Genomic DNA, 17425 nt, shown 5'->3' on the forward strand with positions numbered 1-17425 from the left:
GCGCTCGACGTAGCCCGCGAGCCGCTGAGCCCGACCGACCTGGTCGAGAGGCTCGCCTCGTGGGGCCGGGTGGCACGAAGCACGCCGGCCGACCGGCCGCGCACCGGCGCATGCTCCAAGCCGCGGACCGGACGCTCCAGACCGGGCGTCCTGCTCCGCGTCCTCTGGTCTACCTGAGCGAGTCTTCGAGGCCCATCGCCGTCAGGAGAGTCCGGAACTTCGCCGTCGTCTCGTCCAGCTCCGCCCGCGGGTCCGACGCCGGCACGATCCCGCCCCCGGCGTAGAGCCGCATCGACGTCGACGCGATCTCGGCGCAGCGGATCGCCACCGCCCACTCGCCGTCGCCCGCGGCGTCGACCCAGCCGACGGCGCCCGCGTAGTAGTCGCGGTCGAACGGCTCCAGCTCCTGGACCAGGTCGCGCGCGCCCTCGGTCGGGGTGCCGCAGATCGCCGGGGTGGGGTGCAGGGCCGCCGCGAGGTCGAGCGCCGTGACGTCCGGGTCGGCCAGCTCGCCGGTGATCGGCGTGCGCAGGTGCCAGATGGCCGGGGTGGTCACCAGCTCCGGCTCGGCGGGGACCTCCAGCGTCCGGCAGAACGGCCGCAGCGCCTCGACGACGTAGTCGATCACCACGGCGTGTTCCAGCTGGTCCTTGCGGGACGTCCGCAGCGCCTCGCCGTTGGCTCGGTCGGTCGCCGGGTCGGCCGAGCGCGGCATCGAGCCCGCGTGCGGGCTGGAGAACACCGTCAGCCCGGTGCGGCGCAGCAGCAGCTCCGGCGTGGCGCCGACGAGCGTCCGGCCGCCAGGCAGCTCGGCCGCGTAGGTGAAGTGCCGGGGATTGCCGACGGCCAGGTTCCGCACGATGCTCTCGGCGGCCACCGGTGAGGAGAACTCGAGGTCGAGCGCGCGAGCCAGGACGGCTTTCCGCAGGTCACGCTCACGAAGAGCGTCGACGGCGGCGCGCACCGAAGCCATGTGCTGCTCGGGCGAGGGCACTTCGCGCACGTGTGACGGCGCGGCCAGGACCTCGCGGGGCAGCGAAGGGGCGCCTTCGGACCGGTGGACGGTCCGCGGCACGACCAGGTGACCCGGCACCTTCGTGTCGGGCCCGGTGTCGAACGGCAGGACGCCGACCGCCAGCGAGGCGCCGGTCTCGGCCAGCACGCCCGGGATCACCGAGGCGAGCCGCCGGGGATCCGTCTCCGTGACGGTCCGGAGGGTGCCCTGCGCCAGGAGTGCGCGCCGGGCGGTCGTGAACAGGAAGTCGCCGCGCTGGTAGCGAGCGGCCAAATCAGCAACTGGGAGTTCGTCCACGACTCCAGAGTCCCAGGATCCGGGAGATCCGCGAGGGAAGTGTCACGAGCGACACTCCCCTCGCGGTCAGCTCCTGGTGACGGCTACTTGAGCGCGTCGATGAGCGCCTCGCGCTGGCGCTCGCCCAGGCCGGCGGCACGCCGGTCCGGGTCGATGCCGGCCTGCTCGAGCAGGGCGGCGACCTTCACCGCGCCGAGGCCGGGGACGGCCTTCAGCAGCTGGGTGACCTTCGTCTTCCCGATCGTCTTGTTCTCCTTGGCCTGCTTGAGCACCTTTTCGATGCTCTCCTTGCCGGACTTGATCGACGCGAGCAGCTCCGAACGCGCCTTGCGAGCCTCGGCCGCCTTGGCGAGTGCATCGGCGCGCTGCTCCGGAGTCAACGTAGGCAGAGCCAACGTAGTAGTCCTTTCCTCTCAGGTCTCCGCTTTCGCGGCCGACGGCTTTTTGCTGTGCTTGCTGCTGCAAGCGCTGGCCAGCCGTCCCTTACCACGGCCCCAGTAAACGCCACCGGGTTCGTGGTCGTGCAACCGACACGCACTTATTACCCCTGGAGGTGATGCCGGGCAACCCGCTCCGGCCTGCGGAAACGCTCCCATTCTGCGTCCCGAGTGGCCCAACTCACCCGGAAGTGAAGCTTCCACTACGCCCCGAATTCGCGCGTATTTCCTTCCCTGCAAGGAAAAGGGCCAAAATCCGATGATCATGATCACCGTTCGGTCGTCCCGCGATCGGGCGACGACCGTGACCGAACGGAGGCATTGTTGACCATGCCCGCTTCACCCGATCCGCACTAGAGTCGGCCCAACCCCCGTTCACCGGCGAACACCCCGGGAGTGACCATGTTGAGCACCATGCAGGACGGCCAGCTGTCGCTGGCGAACCTGCTCCGCCACGGCACGTCGGTGCACTCGGCGAGCGAAGTCGTCACCTGGACCGGTTCAGAAGCCCGTCGCGAGACCTACGGCGAACTCGGCCGCAACGCCGCCCGCCTCGCGAACGCCCTCCGGAGCCTCGGCATCACCGGCGACCAGCGCGTCGGCACGTTCATGTGGAACAACGCCGAGCACCTCGCGGCCTACCTGGCCGTCCCGGCGATGGGCGCCGTGCTCCACACCCTGAACATCCGGCTGTTCCCCGAGCAGCTGGTCTTCGTGGCCAACCACGCCGAGGACCAGGTCGTCATCGTCGACGGCACCCTCGTCCCGCTGCTGGCCAAGCAGCTGCCGGAGTTCAAGACGGTCCGGCACGTCATCGTGGCCAACGGCGACGCGGCGTCCCTGCAGGCCCCCGACGGCATCCAGGTCCACTCCTACGCCGAGCTGCTGGCCGGCCAGCCGGACACCTTCGACTGGCCGGAGATCGACGAGCGCTCCGCGGCCGCGATGTGTTACACGTCGGGCACGACGGGTGACCCCAAGGGTGTCGTCTACTCGCACCGGTCGATCTGGCTGCACTCGATGCAGGTCTGCATGAGCGACAGCATGAACCTCGCCCAGCACGACAAGGCCCTGGCCATCGTGCCGATGTTCCACGCGATGGCGTGGGGCCTGCCCTACGCGGCGCTGATGGTCGGCGCGACTCTGGTGATGCCGGACCGGTTCCTCCAGCCCGCCCCGCTGGCCGCGCTGCTGGCCGACGTCGAGCCGACGTTCGCCGGCGCGGTCCCGACCGTCTGGCAGGGCCTGCTCGCCCACCTCGAAGCCCACCCGCAGGACATCTCGCACCTGCGCGAGGTCGTCGTCGGCGGGTCGGCGGTGCCGCCGTCGCTGATGCACGCGTTCGAGGAGCGGCACAACGTCCGGATCCTGCACGCCTGGGGCATGACGGAGACGTCGCCGCTGGGCAGCGTCGCGCGCCCGCCGGCGTCCGCGACCGGCGACGAGGCCTGGCGCTACCGCTACACGCAGGGCCGCTTCCCGGCCGCCGTGACGGCCCGGCTGATCGGCGACTCGGGCGAAGAGCTGCCCTGGGACAACGAAGCCGTCGGCGAACTGGAGGTCCGCGGCCCGTGGATCGCCGGGGCCTACTACGGCGGGGCCGATATCGACCCGGACAAGTTCCACGACGGCTGGCTGCGCACCGGTGACGTCGGCAAGATCAGCTCGGACGGCTACCTGACGCTGACCGACCGCGCCAAGGACGTCATCAAGTCCGGCGGCGAGTGGATCTCCTCGGTCGACCTGGAGAACCAGGTCATGGGCCACCCGGCGGTGGCCGAGGCCGCGGTCGTCGGCATCCCGGACGAGAAGTGGGACGAGCGGCCGCTGGTCGCCGTCGTGCTCAAGGAGGGCCAGAGCGCCACGCCCGAGGAGCTGCGCGAGTTCCTCAGCGACAAGGTCGCGAAGTGGCAGCTGCCGGAGAACTGGACCTTCGTGGACGAAGTGCCCAAGACGAGCGTCGGCAAGTTCGACAAGAAGCGGATCCGCGCGTCCTACTCCGAGGGAAAGCTCGACATCTCACAGCTCTAACGGGTAAATCTCCGGCGAGCCTTTAGTTCCGTGAAGGCCACCTTGGGGGACTCTATGTCCCTGAAGGTGGCCTTCACGGACATTCACGGAGGAGTACTGGGGATGCAGAACAGGCGGAGTTTTCTCGCGCTCGCGGGAGTCGGGGCGCTGGTCGCCGCGTGCGGGTCGAACACCGGACGGCAGGGCGACCCGCCGCCGTCGACGGCGTACTCGGCCGGGCCGCCGCCCTCGGACGCGCCGAAGGTCGCGCTCCAGCAGTGGTACCACGCCTACGGCGAGGACGGCGTCCAGGAAGCCGTCAAGCGCTACGCCGCGACCTACCCCGGCGCCGCCGTCACCGTGCAGTGGAACCCGGGCGACTACGACTCGAAGATCGTCACCGCGCTGCAGAACAGCAAGGTGCCGGACGTCTTCGAGGCGCAGGTGAAGATCGACTGGGTGCGGCAGAACCAGGTCGTCGCGCTCGACGACGTCATCGGGCCGGTGAAGGGCGACTTCAGCCCGGCGGTGCTGGCCGCGCAGACCGTCGAGGGCAAGGTCTACGGCATCCCGCAGGCCACCGACACGCAGGTGCTCTTCTACCGCAAGAGCCTGCTGCAGGCGGCCGGCGTGCAGCCGCCGCAGACCGTCGACGAGCTGATCGACGCGGCGTCGAAGCTCACGAAGGACGGCGTCAAGGGCTTCTTCGCGGGCAACGACGGCGGTGTCGGCGTGCTCACCGGTCCGCTGCTGTGGTCGGCCGGCCTCGACTACCTGAAGAACGGCAACCGCGAGGTCGGCTTCGACGACCCGCGCGCCGCGACCGCACTCGCGAAGCTGCACACGCTCAACACCAACGGTTCACTGCTGCTCGGCGCGCCCGCCGACTGGTCGGACCCCGGCGCGTTCATCGACGGACTGGCCGCGATGCAGTGGACCGGGCTGTGGAACGTGCCGAAGATCCGCGACGCGTTCGACGACGACTTCGGCGTGCTGCCCTTCCCCAAGCTCGACGCGAGCGGCGCGCCCTCGGTGCCGGTCGGCGCGTACGGCGCGATGGTCAACGCCAAGAGCGCGCACGTCGCCGAGGCGAAGGCGTTCGTGAAGTGGCTGTGGGTCGACCAGACGCAGGACCAGCTGGAGTTCGCGACGAAGTTCGGCTTCCACGTCCCGGCGCGCCAGAGCCTGGCCGACCGCGCGGACAGCCTCAAGACCGGCCCGGCGGCCGACGCCGCCCGGTTCGTCAAGGAGAACAGCCACCTGGTCGGCGGTCCGGTATGGACACAGCAGTCGAACACGGCACTCTCCGACGCGGTCGCGAAGATCGCGAAGGAGGGGGCGGACCCGGCCGCGCAGGTCAAGACCGCGGTCGGGGTCGCGCAGGCCGAGCTCAAGCGTCTTTTTGGATGACACAGGGGATGAAGCGGCGAGACGCACGCACGTTCTGGCTGTTCGTCGGGCCGTTCCTGCTGGGACTGGCGGTGTTCGCGTACCTGCCGATCGGCTGGAGCGCGTACCTGTCGTTCTTCGACGCGCGCAACACCGTCACGCCGACGAAGTTCGTCGGGCTGGACAACTACGGCCACATGCTCACCGACGAGCCGTTCCTGTCGAGCCTCGGCACGTTCAGCGTGTTCGCCCTGTTCATCGTGCCGCTGACGTTCGTGCTGTCGCTGGCGTTGGCGCTGGGCGTCAACCAGCTGCGGTTCGCGCGGGCGTTCTTCCGGTCGGTGTTCTTCCTGCCGTTCGCGTGCTCGTACGTCGTGGCGTCGCTGATCTGGAAGACGTCCCTGTTCTCGGGTGTCCGCTACGGACTGGCGAACACGGTGCTGTCGCTGTTCGGCGCCGACCCGGTCGCCTGGACGGGCACGGTCCACCCGCCGCTGTACTGGGTCGTCCTGGTCACGGCGCGGCTGTGGCTGCAGCTCGGGTTCTACATGATCCTGTTCATCGCGGCCCTGCAACGGATCCCTCTCCACCTGTACGAGGCGGCGTGGCTCGACGGCGCGAAGCCGGGCTGGCAGGTGTTCCGGTACGTGACGCTGCCCCAGCTGCGCGCGACGGCGGTGGCGGTGCTGCTGTTGAACCTGATCAACGCGTACCAGGCGTTCGACGAGTTCTACAACATCATGGGTGACGCCCGCGGCTACCCGCCGTTCGCCCGGCCGCCGTTGGTGTACCTGTACTACACGTCCCTGGGCTCGGGCGGCCAGGACCTCGGCCGCGGCAGCGCGGGCGCGGTGATCCTGGCGCTGATCATCGCGCTGGTGACGCTGCTGCAGGGCCGCGTCCTCCGGTTCGGACGTGCGTCATGAGGGCGTTCATCCGGTGGACGGCGCTGATCGTCGCGGCGGTGCTGTTCCTGCTGCCGTTCTACCTGCTGCTGCGCAACGGCCTGGCGTCCCGCGCGGAGATCACCGCTCCACAGTGGACGTTCTTCCCGTCCACAGTGCACTGGGAGAACTTCGCCAAGCTGTTCTCCCTGGACGACGTCCCCTTCGCCCGAAGCCTGCTGAACTCGGCGATCGTGGCGGTGCTGCAGACGGTCGGCCTGCTGGTGCTGTGCTCGTTGGCGGGCTACGGCCTGGCGCGCATCCCCTACCGCCATTCCCGCTCAGTCTTCTACGCGGTGCTGGGGACGCTGATGATCCCGACGTCGGTGACGTTCGTGCCGAGTTTCGTGGTGGTCTCGACGCTCGGCTGGCTGTCGGACTTTCGCGGCCTGGTGATTCCCGGCCTGTTCAGCGCGTTCAGCGTCTTCCTCTTCCGGCAGTACTTCCTGGACTTCCCGCGCGAGCTGGAGGAAGCGGGCCGGGTGGACGGCCTCACCCGATGGGGTGTTTTCTGGCGCATCGTCGTCCCGAACTCGCGGGGGTTCTTCGCGGCGATCGCGGTGATCACCGTGATCGGCAGCTGGAACGCGTTCCTGTGGCCGCTGATCATCGCCCAGTCCCCCGATTCGTGGACCGTGCAGGTGGCGTTGTCGGGTTTGCTGACGTCGCAGAACCCGCAGCTGAACCTGCTCTTCCTCGCGGCGGCGGTGTCGATCCTGCCGATCGTGCTGCTGTTCGCGTTCCTGCAGCGCTACCTCGTGCGCGGGGTGACGGAGTCGGGCCTGACCGGGTCGTAACAAGCGATCGCGCCGGGGCGACTCCGGGTAGGCCGACCGAAGAGGTGCGAAATGACGACATCCGGCCCTTACCCATCCGTCCCCCCGGAAGATTCCGGGACACGGCTGCCCGCCCCGTTCCAGCCGGCCTGGCAGCCGCCGCCCGACCCCAGTCAGCAGTACTCGATGTCCGGCCCCGTGCAGCCGTATCCGATGTCCGCGCCCGTACCGCTGCCGCAGCACTACGGGATGCCGTACCAAGCGATGCCCGCGCCTTACCCCATCCTGCGCACCAGCGGGCTCTGCGTCGCAGGCATGGTGGTCGGCATCCTCGCCCTGCTCGGGTTCTGGATCCCGTTCGGTGACGTGCTCATGGGCCTGCTCGCCATCGGGCTCTCGTGGGCGGGCGTGACCCAGAGCGCCCGGCCGGGGTTCACCGGCCGCGGTATGGGCATCGCCGGCCTGGTCTGCGGAATCCTCGCGACGATCCCGGCGCTCGTGCTCATGGTGCTCTTCCTGAGCTTCGGGTTCGCGCTGCTCTGAGGAAGACCGCCAGCGGCGGAAATGACCACGACCTTCGGCGGTACACCCACCCCAAGCCCTGTGACAAGGTGAACCCAAGTGTCACGGTGAATGTTTTTCATGTTCACCGTGTGGACAACGTCGTCCGGCACGGTGCTGGGCAACCGAGACACCTGGGGAGCGAATCACATGGCCGAACTCACCCGGCGCACCTTCGCCACGGCCGGCGCCGCCGGTCTCGGGCTGCTGCTCTGCACGCCCACCGCGAACGCGCTCGACCGGGCACTGCGGCTCACCGCCACCCGCTCGGTCAGCACCGCCGGGACGACCCTCGAGCAGGTCGCGACCGGCGGCGGCACCGCGACCTACTCCCGGCTGAGCGCCGGGCCCGGCTGGCCGCTCGTCGTCCGCGGTGACCTCGCCGCCCCACAGGCCGGGCGGGACGACCGGCGCCGCGCACTCAGCGCGTTCGTGCAGTTCACCGACCTGCACATCACCGACACCGAGAGCCCCGCGCGCTTCGAGTACCTGCACCCCTACATCGGCTCCGCGCACCGGCCGCAGGAAGCGCTCGGCACCGTCGCGACCAGCGCGCTCGTCGAACGCGTCAACAGCGTGCGGCAAGGCCCGTTCACCGGACGGCCGTTCGACCTCATGGTCACCACCGGCGACAACACCGACAACCACGAGCTGATCGAGCTCGACTGGTTCCTCAAGGTGCTCAACGGCGGCAGCGTCACGCCGAACTCCGGCGACCCGAACGCCTACGAAGGCGTCCAGAGCTCGGGCAACAGCGCGTTCTGGAACCCGGGCACCCCCGGCGGCGACGCCTACTCCGCCAAGGGCTTCCCGCAGCTGCCCGGCCTGCTCGAAGCGGGCATCGGGACGTTCACCGCGCCGGGCCTCGACGTGCCGTGGTTCTGCACCTTCGGCAACCACGACGACAGCATCGTCGGCTCGCTGCCGGCCCAGATCCCCGGCATCGACGCCTGGTACACCGGCAAGCACAAGGTGATCGGCAAGGACGAGAGCACCGCGAAGAAGCTCGCCGCGGCCATCCAGAAGCCCGGCTCGAGCGTGCCGGTCGCCGAGCTGTTCGGCGGCAGCGGCACGATCCGCGAGATCACGCCGGACGCGCGCCGCCGTCCGTTCAGCACCGGCGAGTTCGTCCGCGCCCACCTGGACACCGCCAACACCGGCCCCGGCCCGGTCGGGCACGGCTTCGGCGCCGACAACGCCGACGGCAAGACCGTCTACTACACGTTCCGGATCGCGCCGGGCATCACCGGCATCAGCCTCGACACGACGACCGACGCCGGGTTCGCCGACGGCTCGATCGGGCTCGCGCAGTACAACTGGGTCGAGGCGACGCTCAAGCGCGGCAGCTCGGCGTACTACGACTTCTTCGGCCGCCGGGTCACCCACAGCGTCACCGACGAGCTGTTCCTCCTGTTCAGCCACCACACCAGCGGCTCGATGGGCAACCTGCTGCCGGACTCGCGCCACCTGCTCGACCCGCGCCTCGACGGCAACGCGTTCGTCGCGCTGCTCAAGCGCTTCCCGAACGTCCTGGCCTGGGTCAACGGCCACACGCACCTCAACAAGATCACCGCGCACGCCGGCGGCACGCCGAAGCAGAGCTTCTGGGAGATCAACACCGCGTCCCACGTCGACTTCCCGCAGCAGGCCCGGATCGTCGAGGTCGCGGACAACGCCGACGGCACGTTGTCGCTGTTCACGACACTGATCGAGGCCGAAGCGCCGTACGCCGTGGACTACGACGCCCGGACGCCGCAAGCGCTTGCGTCCCTCTACCGCGAGCTGTCCTACAACGACATCCACGTCGACCTCGGCCGGGTCGGCGAGGCCGTCGACCACAACACGGAACTGCTGCTCGTCCACCCGCTCAGCTGACGCGCGTTACCCCAGAGGTAATCGCCCCGCGGCGCCGGTGTCCGGCAAGCTCGAGGGCATGACCGATCCCGAGGGCACGCAGCTCTTCCACCGCTCCATGCCGTTCTCCGAACGCCTCGGCGTCGAGGTACTGGAACACGGGCCCGCGCTCGTGCGCAGCCGGCTGAGGTGGGACGAGAGCCTCTGCACGCTCGGCGGCGCGCTGCACGGGGGCGCGCTCATGGCGCTGGCCGACTCGACCGGCGCCGTGTGCGCGTTCCTCAACCTGCCTGAGGGCGGGCAGGGCACGACCACCGTCGAGTCGAAGACGAACTTCCTGCGCGCGGTGCGTTCGGGCTACGCGACTGCGTCGTCCAGACCACTGCACGCCGGCCGCAAGTTCGTCGTGGTGGAGACCGAGGTCCACGACGACGACGGCAGGTTGGTCGCGAAAGTGACACAGACGCAGGCCGTCCTGTAGGTACCTGTTTACATACCCGGCCGGACCGGCGAAAATCCCTGGCTACTGGTGGGTCGACGGTGGGAGCCGGGATGCGGGTGCGCAGTTTGTTCTCCATATTGTCCGTGGTGCTGCTGACGGCGGTGACCGCGCAGGTCGCCGAGGCCGCGCCCGGCCGGCCGGGCGACGACGAGTCGATCGACTACCACGAGTGGGCCGGCGGCCGCCTGCACGAGGGCAGCTTCGCCGGGCTCGCGCTGACCCGCGACGGCCTGCGCATCACGCGCCCGATCGGCACGGTCGAGCACACCGAGCCCGAGCTCGGCACGACGAAGACGTACGAATACGCCCAGTGGACGTCGCCGTCGTACCGCCAGGGCTTCGGCGCGACGCAGCTCGTCTCGTCGTGGAACGCGCAGACGCCGGCGAAGACCTGGCTGCAGGTCGAGGCGCAGGGCAGAACGTCGACGGGCGCGGAGACGGCCTGGTACGTGATGGGCCGCTGGGCCAGCGGCGACGCCGACATCCTGCGCACCAGCGTCGACGGCCAGGACGACGCGAACGCCCTGGTCGACGTCGACACGCTGGTCACGAAGGCGGGCGTCACGCTCAAGTCGTACAAGCTGCGGATCAGCCTCTACCGGGAGAAGGGCTCGAACGCGACGCCGTCGGTGACGTCGCTGGGCGCGATGACCTCGGCCGTGCCGGACCGCTTCGACGTCCAGACGACGAAGCCGGGCCGCGCGACCGGGATCGAGCTGAAGGTGCCGGCGTACGCGCAGAACCTCCACAAGGGACAGTTCCCGCAGTACGGCGGGGGCGGCGAAGCCTGGTGCAGCCCGACGTCGACGGAGATGGTGGCCGAGTACTGGGGCAAGAAGCCGTCGGCGGCGGAGATGGCGTGGATCCCCTCGGACTACGTCGACCCGTCGATCGCGTTCGCGGCGCGCTACACCTACGACCACGCCTACGACGGCACCGGCAACTGGCCGTTCAACACGGCGTATGCGGCGTCTCGCGGCCTGCGCGGGCACATCACGCGGCTGCACTCGCTGAACGAGCTGGAGACCTACATCGCCCGCGGCATCCCGGTGATCACGTCGCAGTCGTTCCTGGCTTCGGAGCTGGACGGCGCCGGCTACGGCACGTCGGGCCACATCATGGTGGTGGTCGGCTTCACGAAGGACGGCGACGTGATCGTCAACGACCCGGCGTCCAGCAGCAACGACCGGGTGCGCAACGTCTACAAGCGGGACCAGTTCGAGAAGATCTGGCAGCGCACGAAGCGCTACCGCGCGGACGGCACCGTGGCCGGCGGCCCGGGCGGGGTCGCCTACATCATCACCCCGGCTTAAGCCGTGAATGTCGCATTGAGGGACGTAGAGTCCCTCAATGCGACATTCACGGACTTTCCCCAGGCCCCGTGCCAGACTTGCGGAGCCATGCCGCGCCCTCTGTTGTTCCTCGACGTCGACGGTCCGCTGATCCCCTTCGGGCGGACTTCCGGCGAGTACCGGACGTTCACGGACGCCGACCTCGGCCATCCGCTGCTGCCCCGGATCGACCCCGGGCTCGGCCCGCGGCTGCTGGCCCTCGGGTGCGACCTCGTCTGGGCCACCACCTGGCTGGACGACGCCAACGAGTGCGTGGCCCCGCTGGCCGGCCTGCCGCCGCTCCCGGTGCTCGACTTCCCCGACGACGACGCCACCGGCCCCGGCCCGCACTGGAAGACCCGGCCGATCGTCGAGCGGGCCGCGGGCCGCGCCTTCGTCTGGATCGACGACGAAACCACCGACGTGGACCGCGCCTGGGTCGGCGAACACCACCCCGGACCGGCACTGCTCCACACCGTCGCACCGAGCGTCGGCCTCACGACCGGTGACCTCGGCGTCATCGCCGAGTGGCTGAGCACAGTTGCGTGAAGCGCAACTTGTTGCGCCCTCCTCACCGAACCTCACTCATGCGGATGTCGCCATCCCCGCATGATCCGTGATTAGCTGCGGGCGGAACCAGCAGTGCAGCCGGGAAGGTGGATTCGCATGCCGTACGAGGTCCAGGGGGTCGTTTCGCGGGCGAAGGGCGAGCCGGTCTCGCTGGAGACGGTCCTGGTGCCCGATCCCGGACCCGGCGAGGCCGTCGTCACCGTGCAGGCCTGCGGGGTCTGCCACACCGACCTGCACTACCGCGAGGGCGGGATCAACGACGACTTCCCGTTCCTGCTCGGCCACGAGGCCGCCGGGGTCGTCGAAGCCGTCGGGGACGGCGTCACCGACCTCGAGCCCGGTGACTACGTCATCCTCAACTGGCGCGCCGTCTGCGGCACCTGCCGGGCCTGCAAGCGCGGCAAGCCGTGGTACTGCTTCTCGACGTTCAACGCCACCCAGCCGATGACGCTCGCCGACGGCACCAAGCTGTCGCCCGCGCTCGGCGTCGGCGCGTTCCTCGAGAAGACGCTCGTCCACAGCGGACAGTGCACGAAGGTCAGCCGCGACGCCGAACCCGCCGTCGCCGGGCTGCTCGGCTGCGGGGTGATGGCCGGGCTGGGCGCGGCGATCAACACCGGCGCCGTCACCCGCGGCGACTCGGTCGCGGTCATCGGCTGCGGTGGCGTCGGCGACGCGGCCATCGCGGGCGCGAAGCTGGCCGGCGCGACCACGATCGTCGCGATCGACATGGACGACCGGAAGCTCGAGTGGGCCAAGGACTTCGGCGCGACGCACACCGTCAACAGTCGCGGACTCAGCGAAGCAGCCGTCGTCGAGGCCATGCAGGACGCCACCAACTCCTTCGGCCCGGACGTCGTGATCGACGCCGTCGGCCGGCCGGAGACCTGGCGGCAGGCGTTCTACGGCCGCGACCTCGCCGGCACCGTCGTGCTGGTCGGCGTGCCGACGCCGGACATGCGGCTCAACGACCTGCCGCTGATCGACTTCTTCTCGCGCGGCGGCTCGTTGAAGTCCTCCTGGTACGGCGACTGCCTGCCCAGCCGGGACTTCCCGATGCTGGTGGACCTCTACCTGCAGGGCCGGCTGCCGCTCGACAAGTTCGTCACCGAGCGGATCGGCGTCGACGGCGTCGAGCAGGCCTTCGAGCGCATGCACCACGGTGACGTCCTGCGCAGCGTGGTGACGTTCTGACCCTGTTCACCGACGACGAGTACCCGGCCGAGCCCTACCCGGGCACCCGGCCGGGCTACTCGTTCGTGCACGTCGACGGCGTCGGGCACCCGCTCGACACCGCTCCCGACGGCTGGCGCGACCGGATGGCCGTGCTGGCCTACGGCTCGAACGCGAACCCGTCGAAGATCACCTGGCTGCGCGGCCGGCTCGGGCTCGAAGGCCCGGTCGTGGTGACGCACGCGCGCTGCGGCGGGCTCGCCGCGGTGTGGGCGGCCGGGTTCCGCGTGGTCGACGACCAGCGCCCCGCCACCCTCACCGCGATGGACGGGGTCGAGGAGCACGCCGTCTGGTTCGTGACGCCGGACCAGCTGGCGGTCCTCGACCGGTGCGAAGGCCGGGGAACGCGCTACCACCTGGCCCGGCTGACCGACCCCGACATCACGCTCGAGGACGGCACCCGGCTGACCGAGGTGCACACCTACGTCGGCGCCGCGCCGATCCGCTACCCACTGCTCGTGGACGGCAAGCCGGTGCGCACCGCGGACGTCCCGCAGGCCGACGCGGCGGCGCTCGAAGGCGTCGCCGCCGACGGCCACGGGGTGCCGTGCGAAGTGCTCAGACCAGCTTCCCCGGGTTGAGGATCCCGGTGGGGTCGACGGCCGACTTCGCCGCGCGCAACACTTCCACACCGAGCTTGCCGATCTCCGCGCTCAGGTAGGGCGCGTGGTCGACGCCGACGGCGTGGTGGTGCGAGATCGTGCCCAGGCCGCTGATCGCCTCGCTGGCCGCGGCCTTCGCGCGCTGCCACTGGCCGACGGGGTCGGCGGCGTCGCGCGCGGTCAGCACCGTGAAGTACAGCGACGCGCCCGTTTCGTACGCGTGCGAAATGTGGCACATGACGATCGCGCGGCCCAGTGACGCCGTGAGCGCGGCCCGGACGTCGTCGCGCAGTTCGTCCACAGTGGACCAGTAGGTCGCCGTCTCCAGCGTCTCGACGCACACACCGCGGTCCATCAGGGCGTCGCGCTGCCGCGGGCCGCCGAACCGGCCGTGCCGCCAGGATTCGCCGAGCGCCTTGCCGACGCGCACCGCGCCCAGCGCCTTCAGGCGGCGCGTCGTCTCACGGCGGCGCACCGCGACGTCGTGCGCGGTGCCTTCCCAGCCGACGATGAGGAAACACGGCCGGCGCACGCCACGCGCGGACAGGTACTTCCGCAGCGCGGTCGTCTTGAGCCCGGCGTTCAGCGCGAGCGACACCTCGGTTTCGTCCACATCGGACAGCCGGGTGACGTCGGCGAGCACGTGGTTCTGGGCCAGGTCCCGCACGGCCGCCGCGCCGGCTTCCCAGCCGGGCAGCGCGTATCCCTCGTACCGCTTGACCGCCGGCGCCGGCCGGACGCGCAGCGAAACCTCCGTGATGACCCCGAGCGCGCCCTCGCTGCCGACGGCGAGCTGACGCAGGTCGGGCCCGGCCGCGGATGCCGGGGCGACGCCGAGCTTCCACTCGCCGCGCGGGGTGGCCAGCCGGACGCCGGTGACCATGTCCTCGAACCGGCCGTAACCCGACGACGCCTGCCCGGCCGAGCGCGTCGCCGCGAAGCCGCCGATCGTGGCGCGCTCGAACGACTGCGGGATGTGCCCGAGCGTCAGGCCGCGCTCGCCGAGGAGCCGCTCGGCCTCGGGGCCGCGGACACCCGCCTGCAGCACGGCGATGCGCGATTCGGTGTCGACCGACACCAGCGCGTCGAGCCGGACCAGGTCGAGCGCGATCACCGACGTCTTCTCACCGCTGAGCGCCGCGACGCCACCGACCACCGAGGTCCCGCCACCGAACGGGACAACTCCGACATCGTGCTGGACGCAGGCGTCGAGCACCGCCTGGACCTCGTCCGGGTCCGCGGGCAGCACCACCGCGTCAGGCACCGGGAACCCGGCTTCGGCCGAGCGACGACGCAGCAAGTCGAGGTAGGACAGACCGGTGGCCCGCGCGAGCCGCGCCGCGTCGTCGACCAGCACGTTCGCGGTTCCGACGGCCTCGGACAGCGCCTCCACTGCAGATTCGGCCAGATTCGACGACGGTATTTTCACCGTCAATTCGGCCACTGGTGCAGCACTGGGAGCCAGCTGGCCTATACGCTGTTCAAGCCACTTGGCCGCTCGCGCGGGAAGCTGGGCGGCGTCGGCGGCTTCCGCGGTCCAAGACCGTCGGAGACGGTGGTCAATCAGCTCGTTCACGACTACAGTGTGACATATGGACGTTAAACGTCACACCATGCAGAGCGCGGGTTCGTCCGCGCTCGCGGACACCCGCAACCGCCAGACGGCGACGCGCGTGGCCGATGACGTGCTGCTCGACGCCGCGCGCACCTGCGTACTGGCCGTCGGTGTGCGCCGCACCACACTCGCCGAGATCGCCCGCACCGCGCGCGTCAGCCGGATGACGGTCTACCGCCGGTTCCCCGACGTGCGCAGCGTGCTCGCCGCGTTGATGACGCGCGAGTTCAGCGGCTTGCTGCGCACCGCGAGCGAACGCGGCGCGGACGCGGCGAACAGCCGCGGGCGGCTGGTGCTCATCGCCGCGGCCGGGATCCGCGCATTGTCGACCGACCCGCTGTTCCGCACACTGCTCGACGTCGACCCCGAGCTGGTGCTGCCATACATCGTGGAGCGGCTCGGCGCGACCCAGAAGTTCGCCGAGCAAGCGCTTCACCAGCTGCTGGCGGCCGGCCACCACGACGGTTCGATCCGGCGCGCGCCGGTGGCGGCCCAGTCACGCGCGGTGCTGCTGCTGGTCCAGTCCTTCGCGTTCTCGCTGCGGCCGGCGACGGTGGACGTCTCCGAAGGGGCGCTGATGGCGGAATTCACCCACGTGCTCGACGCGGCTCTCAAGCCATGACGTCGGGTTCGCTCAACGCGCGGCGCCGCGAACGCGAGCTCGCGGAACTGGCGTCGGGCGAACGCGTCGACGTCATCGTGGTCGGCGGCGGCGTCACCGGCGCCGGGATCGCGCTCGACGCGGCGTCCCGGGGTCTGTCGGTGGCGCTCGTCGAGGCACGTGACCTCGCCTTCGGGACGTCGCGCTGGTCGTCGAAGCTCGTCCACGGCGGGCTGCGGTACCTGGCGCACGGCGAACTGGGTCTGGCGCACGAAAGCGCCGTCGAGCGCGGCGTCCTGATGACGCGCACGGCACCGCACCTCACGCGCGCGATGCCACAGCTGTTCCCGTTGTACCCCAGCACGTCCCGGGCGCAGCAGGCGCTGGTCGCGGCGGGCTTGCGCGCGGGCGACGGCCTCCGCCGGGCGGCGCGCACGCCGTCGTCGGTGCTGCCGCGGCCGCGCACGATCCCGGCGGCGGAGGCCCTCGCGCTGGCGCCGGGGTTGTCGCCGCACGGGCTGCGCGGCGCGTTGCTGGCCTACGACGGCGCTCTCGTCGACGACGCGCGCCTGGTCATCAGCCTGGCGCGCACGGCGGCGGCGTTCGGCGCCCGGATCCTGACCCGCCTGTCGGCGGTTTCCGTGGCGGCCGACCGGGTCCGCGTCCGGGACGGTGTCTCGGGCGACGAGCTGGACCTGTTCGCCCGTCAGGTCATCAACGCGACCGGCGTCTGGGCCGGGACGCTGACCGGCTCGGTGAAACTGCGGCCGTCGCGCGGTTCACACCTGGTGCTCGCCCCGGGAACGGTGCCGATGGGCACGACGTCGGTCAACATCGGCGTGCCGGGCGAGACCAACCGGTTCGTCTTCCTGCTCCCCCAGCCGGACGGCCGGGTCTACTTGGGACTGACCGACGAGCCCGTCTCGGGACCTCTGCCCGATGTGCCAACGGTTCCCGAGTCCGATGTGGACTTCTTGCTGTCGCTGGCCTCATCGGTCCTGTCGCGACCGCTGACCCGCGACGACATCGCGGGCTCGTACGCCGGGCTGCGGCCGCTGATCGAGGGCACGGGCGGCCGTTCGGCGGACCTGTCCCGCAAGCACGCGGTCCTGGCGGGCTCGGACGGCCTGCTGACGGTGGTCGGCGGCAAGCTCACGACGTACCGCCGCATGGCCGAGGACGCGGTCGACGCGGCGGTGCGCCTGGCCGGGCTCCCGACCACGCCCTGCCGCACGTCCCGGCTCCCGCTGCTGGGCGCGGCCCGCCGCGAGGATCTGTCCCTTGTGGACGCACCGGCCCGCTTGGTGGCCAAGTACGGCACGGAGGCACCACGGGTGGCGGCGCTGGGCGAGCTGGACACCGAGTTCGCGGCCCCGGTGTCGCCGAGCACGGAGATCACGGCGGCGGAGATCGTCTGGGCGGTCCGCAACGAGGGAGCTTTGGACATCGAGGACGTACTGGAACGGCGCACACGGCTGGCGCTGATCCCGGCGGATGCCGCTGCGGCGACTCCGCGGGTGGCCGAGCTGGTCGACAAGGCGCTGGCCGGCCTCTCCTGACCCCACAGCAGCCCCCCGCCCTCTCCGGGGACCGGCCCCGCTTCCAGCGTACCGGCACCCCCCGGACAAAACCCGCGAAAAGCCACTCGCGCAGCCGAGCTGTCCACATCACCGGGGACCTGTGGACAA

At 70.6% G+C, this 17425-nt stretch carries 16 protein-coding genes; 13 read left to right on the forward strand and 3 right to left on the reverse strand.

All coding sequences use genetic code 11. The features are described 5' to 3' along the window. Window positions 1-169 precede the first annotated feature (169 nt). Window positions 170-1312, reverse strand: coding sequence for an isochorismate synthase (locus ACGFMK_RS01185; protein ID WP_392755972.1), 1143 nt, complete (start codon window positions 1310-1312; stop codon window positions 170-172). 83 nt (window positions 1313-1395) lie between these two features. Then, window positions 1396-1707, reverse strand: coding sequence for an integration host factor, actinobacterial type (mihF, locus tag ACGFMK_RS01190; protein ID WP_026468624.1), 312 nt, complete (start codon window positions 1705-1707; stop codon window positions 1396-1398). Between the two features lie 444 nt (window positions 1708-2151). On the opposite strand from mihF, the gene ACGFMK_RS01195 reads away from it, so the two are divergent. From ACGFMK_RS01195 to ACGFMK_RS01245, 11 genes are all read left to right on the forward strand, one after another. Beyond that, window positions 2152-3780 (forward strand): long-chain fatty acid--CoA ligase, encoded by a 1629-nt coding sequence (locus tag ACGFMK_RS01195; protein WP_392755976.1) that lies wholly within the window; start codon window positions 2152-2154, stop codon window positions 3778-3780. 102 nt (window positions 3781-3882) lie between these two features. Then, entirely contained in the window at window positions 3883-5169 is a 1287-nt protein-coding gene (locus ACGFMK_RS01200) for an ABC transporter substrate-binding protein (RefSeq protein ID WP_392755979.1), read from the forward strand. 8 nt (window positions 5170-5177) lie between these two features. Further along, window positions 5178-6074, forward strand: a complete 897-nt coding sequence (locus ACGFMK_RS01205; RefSeq protein ID WP_392755981.1) for a carbohydrate ABC transporter permease — start codon at window positions 5178-5180, stop codon at window positions 6072-6074. Then, entirely contained in the window at window positions 6071-6889 is an 819-nt protein-coding gene (locus ACGFMK_RS01210) for a carbohydrate ABC transporter permease (RefSeq protein ID WP_392755984.1), read from the forward strand. The genes ACGFMK_RS01205 and ACGFMK_RS01210 overlap by 4 nt, the downstream gene beginning before the upstream one ends. A 165-nt stretch (window positions 6890-7054) precedes the next feature. Further along, window positions 7055-7411: a DUF4190 domain-containing protein gene (locus tag ACGFMK_RS01215; protein ID WP_392755987.1), complete on the forward strand. Its 357-nt coding sequence runs from the start codon at window positions 7055-7057 to the stop codon at window positions 7409-7411. 168 nt (window positions 7412-7579) lie between these two features. Continuing rightward, on the forward strand, window positions 7580-9304 hold the full coding sequence (locus tag ACGFMK_RS01220; protein WP_392755990.1) for a TIGR03767 family metallophosphoesterase: 1725 nt from the start codon (window positions 7580-7582) through the stop codon (window positions 9302-9304). A 58-nt stretch (window positions 9305-9362) separates the two neighbouring features. Beyond that, window positions 9363-9764, forward strand: coding sequence for a PaaI family thioesterase (locus ACGFMK_RS01225; RefSeq protein ID WP_392755992.1), 402 nt, complete (start codon window positions 9363-9365; stop codon window positions 9762-9764). A 71-nt stretch (window positions 9765-9835) separates the two neighbouring features. Further along, window positions 9836-11098: a peptidase C39 family protein gene (locus tag ACGFMK_RS01230; RefSeq protein ID WP_392755994.1), complete on the forward strand. Its 1263-nt coding sequence runs from the start codon at window positions 9836-9838 to the stop codon at window positions 11096-11098. Window positions 11099-11185: 87 nt separating this feature from the next. Then, entirely contained in the window at window positions 11186-11665 is a 480-nt protein-coding gene (locus ACGFMK_RS01235) for an HAD domain-containing protein (protein WP_392755997.1), read from the forward strand. A 117-nt stretch (window positions 11666-11782) separates the two neighbouring features. Then, window positions 11783-12880, forward strand: a complete 1098-nt coding sequence (locus tag ACGFMK_RS01240) for an S-(hydroxymethyl)mycothiol dehydrogenase (protein WP_392756000.1) — start codon at window positions 11783-11785, stop codon at window positions 12878-12880. Window positions 12881-12945: 65 nt separating this feature from the next. Further along, window positions 12946-13500: a gamma-glutamylcyclotransferase family protein gene (locus ACGFMK_RS01245; RefSeq protein WP_392756003.1), complete on the forward strand. Its 555-nt coding sequence runs from the start codon at window positions 12946-12948 to the stop codon at window positions 13498-13500. On the opposite strand, the gene ACGFMK_RS01250 is transcribed toward ACGFMK_RS01245, so the two are convergent. Then, entirely contained in the window at window positions 13478-15097 is a 1620-nt protein-coding gene (locus ACGFMK_RS01250; protein WP_392756005.1) for an FAD-binding oxidoreductase, read from the reverse strand. The two genes, ACGFMK_RS01245 and ACGFMK_RS01250, sit on opposite strands and share 23 nt — an antisense overlap. Window positions 15098-15194: 97 nt before the next feature. Between ACGFMK_RS01250 and ACGFMK_RS01255 the strand changes: the two genes are divergently transcribed. Continuing rightward, window positions 15195-15758, forward strand: a complete 564-nt coding sequence (locus ACGFMK_RS01255; protein ID WP_392757552.1) for a TetR/AcrR family transcriptional regulator — start codon at window positions 15195-15197, stop codon at window positions 15756-15758. Continuing rightward, the gene (locus ACGFMK_RS01260; RefSeq protein WP_392756007.1) at window positions 15755-17296 is read left to right on the forward strand and encodes a glycerol-3-phosphate dehydrogenase/oxidase; all 1542 of its coding nucleotides are present in this window, start codon (window positions 15755-15757) and stop codon (window positions 17294-17296) included. Before ACGFMK_RS01255 ends, ACGFMK_RS01260 begins: the two co-directional genes overlap by 4 nt. The last annotated feature ends 129 nt before the right edge of the window (window positions 17297-17425 follow it).

This window comes from Amycolatopsis sp. NPDC049252 (assembly GCF_043197175.1).
Classification (GTDB): Bacteria; Actinomycetota; Actinomycetes; order Mycobacteriales; family Pseudonocardiaceae; genus Amycolatopsis.

Coding starts and splice junctions, on each gene's coding strand:
- ACGFMK_RS01195 (WP_392755976.1), top strand. CDS start 2,152: ATGTTGAGCACCATGCAGGACGGCCAGCTGTCGCTGGCGAACCTGCTC.
- ACGFMK_RS01200 (WP_392755979.1), top strand. CDS start 3,883: ATGCAGAACAGGCGGAGTTTTCTCGCGCTCGCGGGAGTCGGGGCGCTG.
- ACGFMK_RS01205 (WP_392755981.1), top strand. CDS start 5,178: ATGAAGCGGCGAGACGCACGCACGTTCTGGCTGTTCGTCGGGCCGTTC.
- ACGFMK_RS01210 (WP_392755984.1), top strand. CDS start 6,071: ATGAGGGCGTTCATCCGGTGGACGGCGCTGATCGTCGCGGCGGTGCTG.
- ACGFMK_RS01215 (WP_392755987.1), top strand. CDS start 7,055: ATGTCCGGCCCCGTGCAGCCGTATCCGATGTCCGCGCCCGTACCGCTG.
- ACGFMK_RS01220 (WP_392755990.1), top strand. CDS start 7,580: ATGGCCGAACTCACCCGGCGCACCTTCGCCACGGCCGGCGCCGCCGGT.
- ACGFMK_RS01225 (WP_392755992.1), top strand. CDS start 9,363: ATGACCGATCCCGAGGGCACGCAGCTCTTCCACCGCTCCATGCCGTTC.
- ACGFMK_RS01230 (WP_392755994.1), top strand. CDS start 9,836: ATGCGGGTGCGCAGTTTGTTCTCCATATTGTCCGTGGTGCTGCTGACG.
- ACGFMK_RS01235 (WP_392755997.1), top strand. CDS start 11,186: ATGCCGCGCCCTCTGTTGTTCCTCGACGTCGACGGTCCGCTGATCCCC.
- ACGFMK_RS01240 (WP_392756000.1), top strand. CDS start 11,783: ATGCCGTACGAGGTCCAGGGGGTCGTTTCGCGGGCGAAGGGCGAGCCG.
- ACGFMK_RS01260 (WP_392756007.1), top strand. CDS start 15,755: ATGACGTCGGGTTCGCTCAACGCGCGGCGCCGCGAACGCGAGCTCGCG.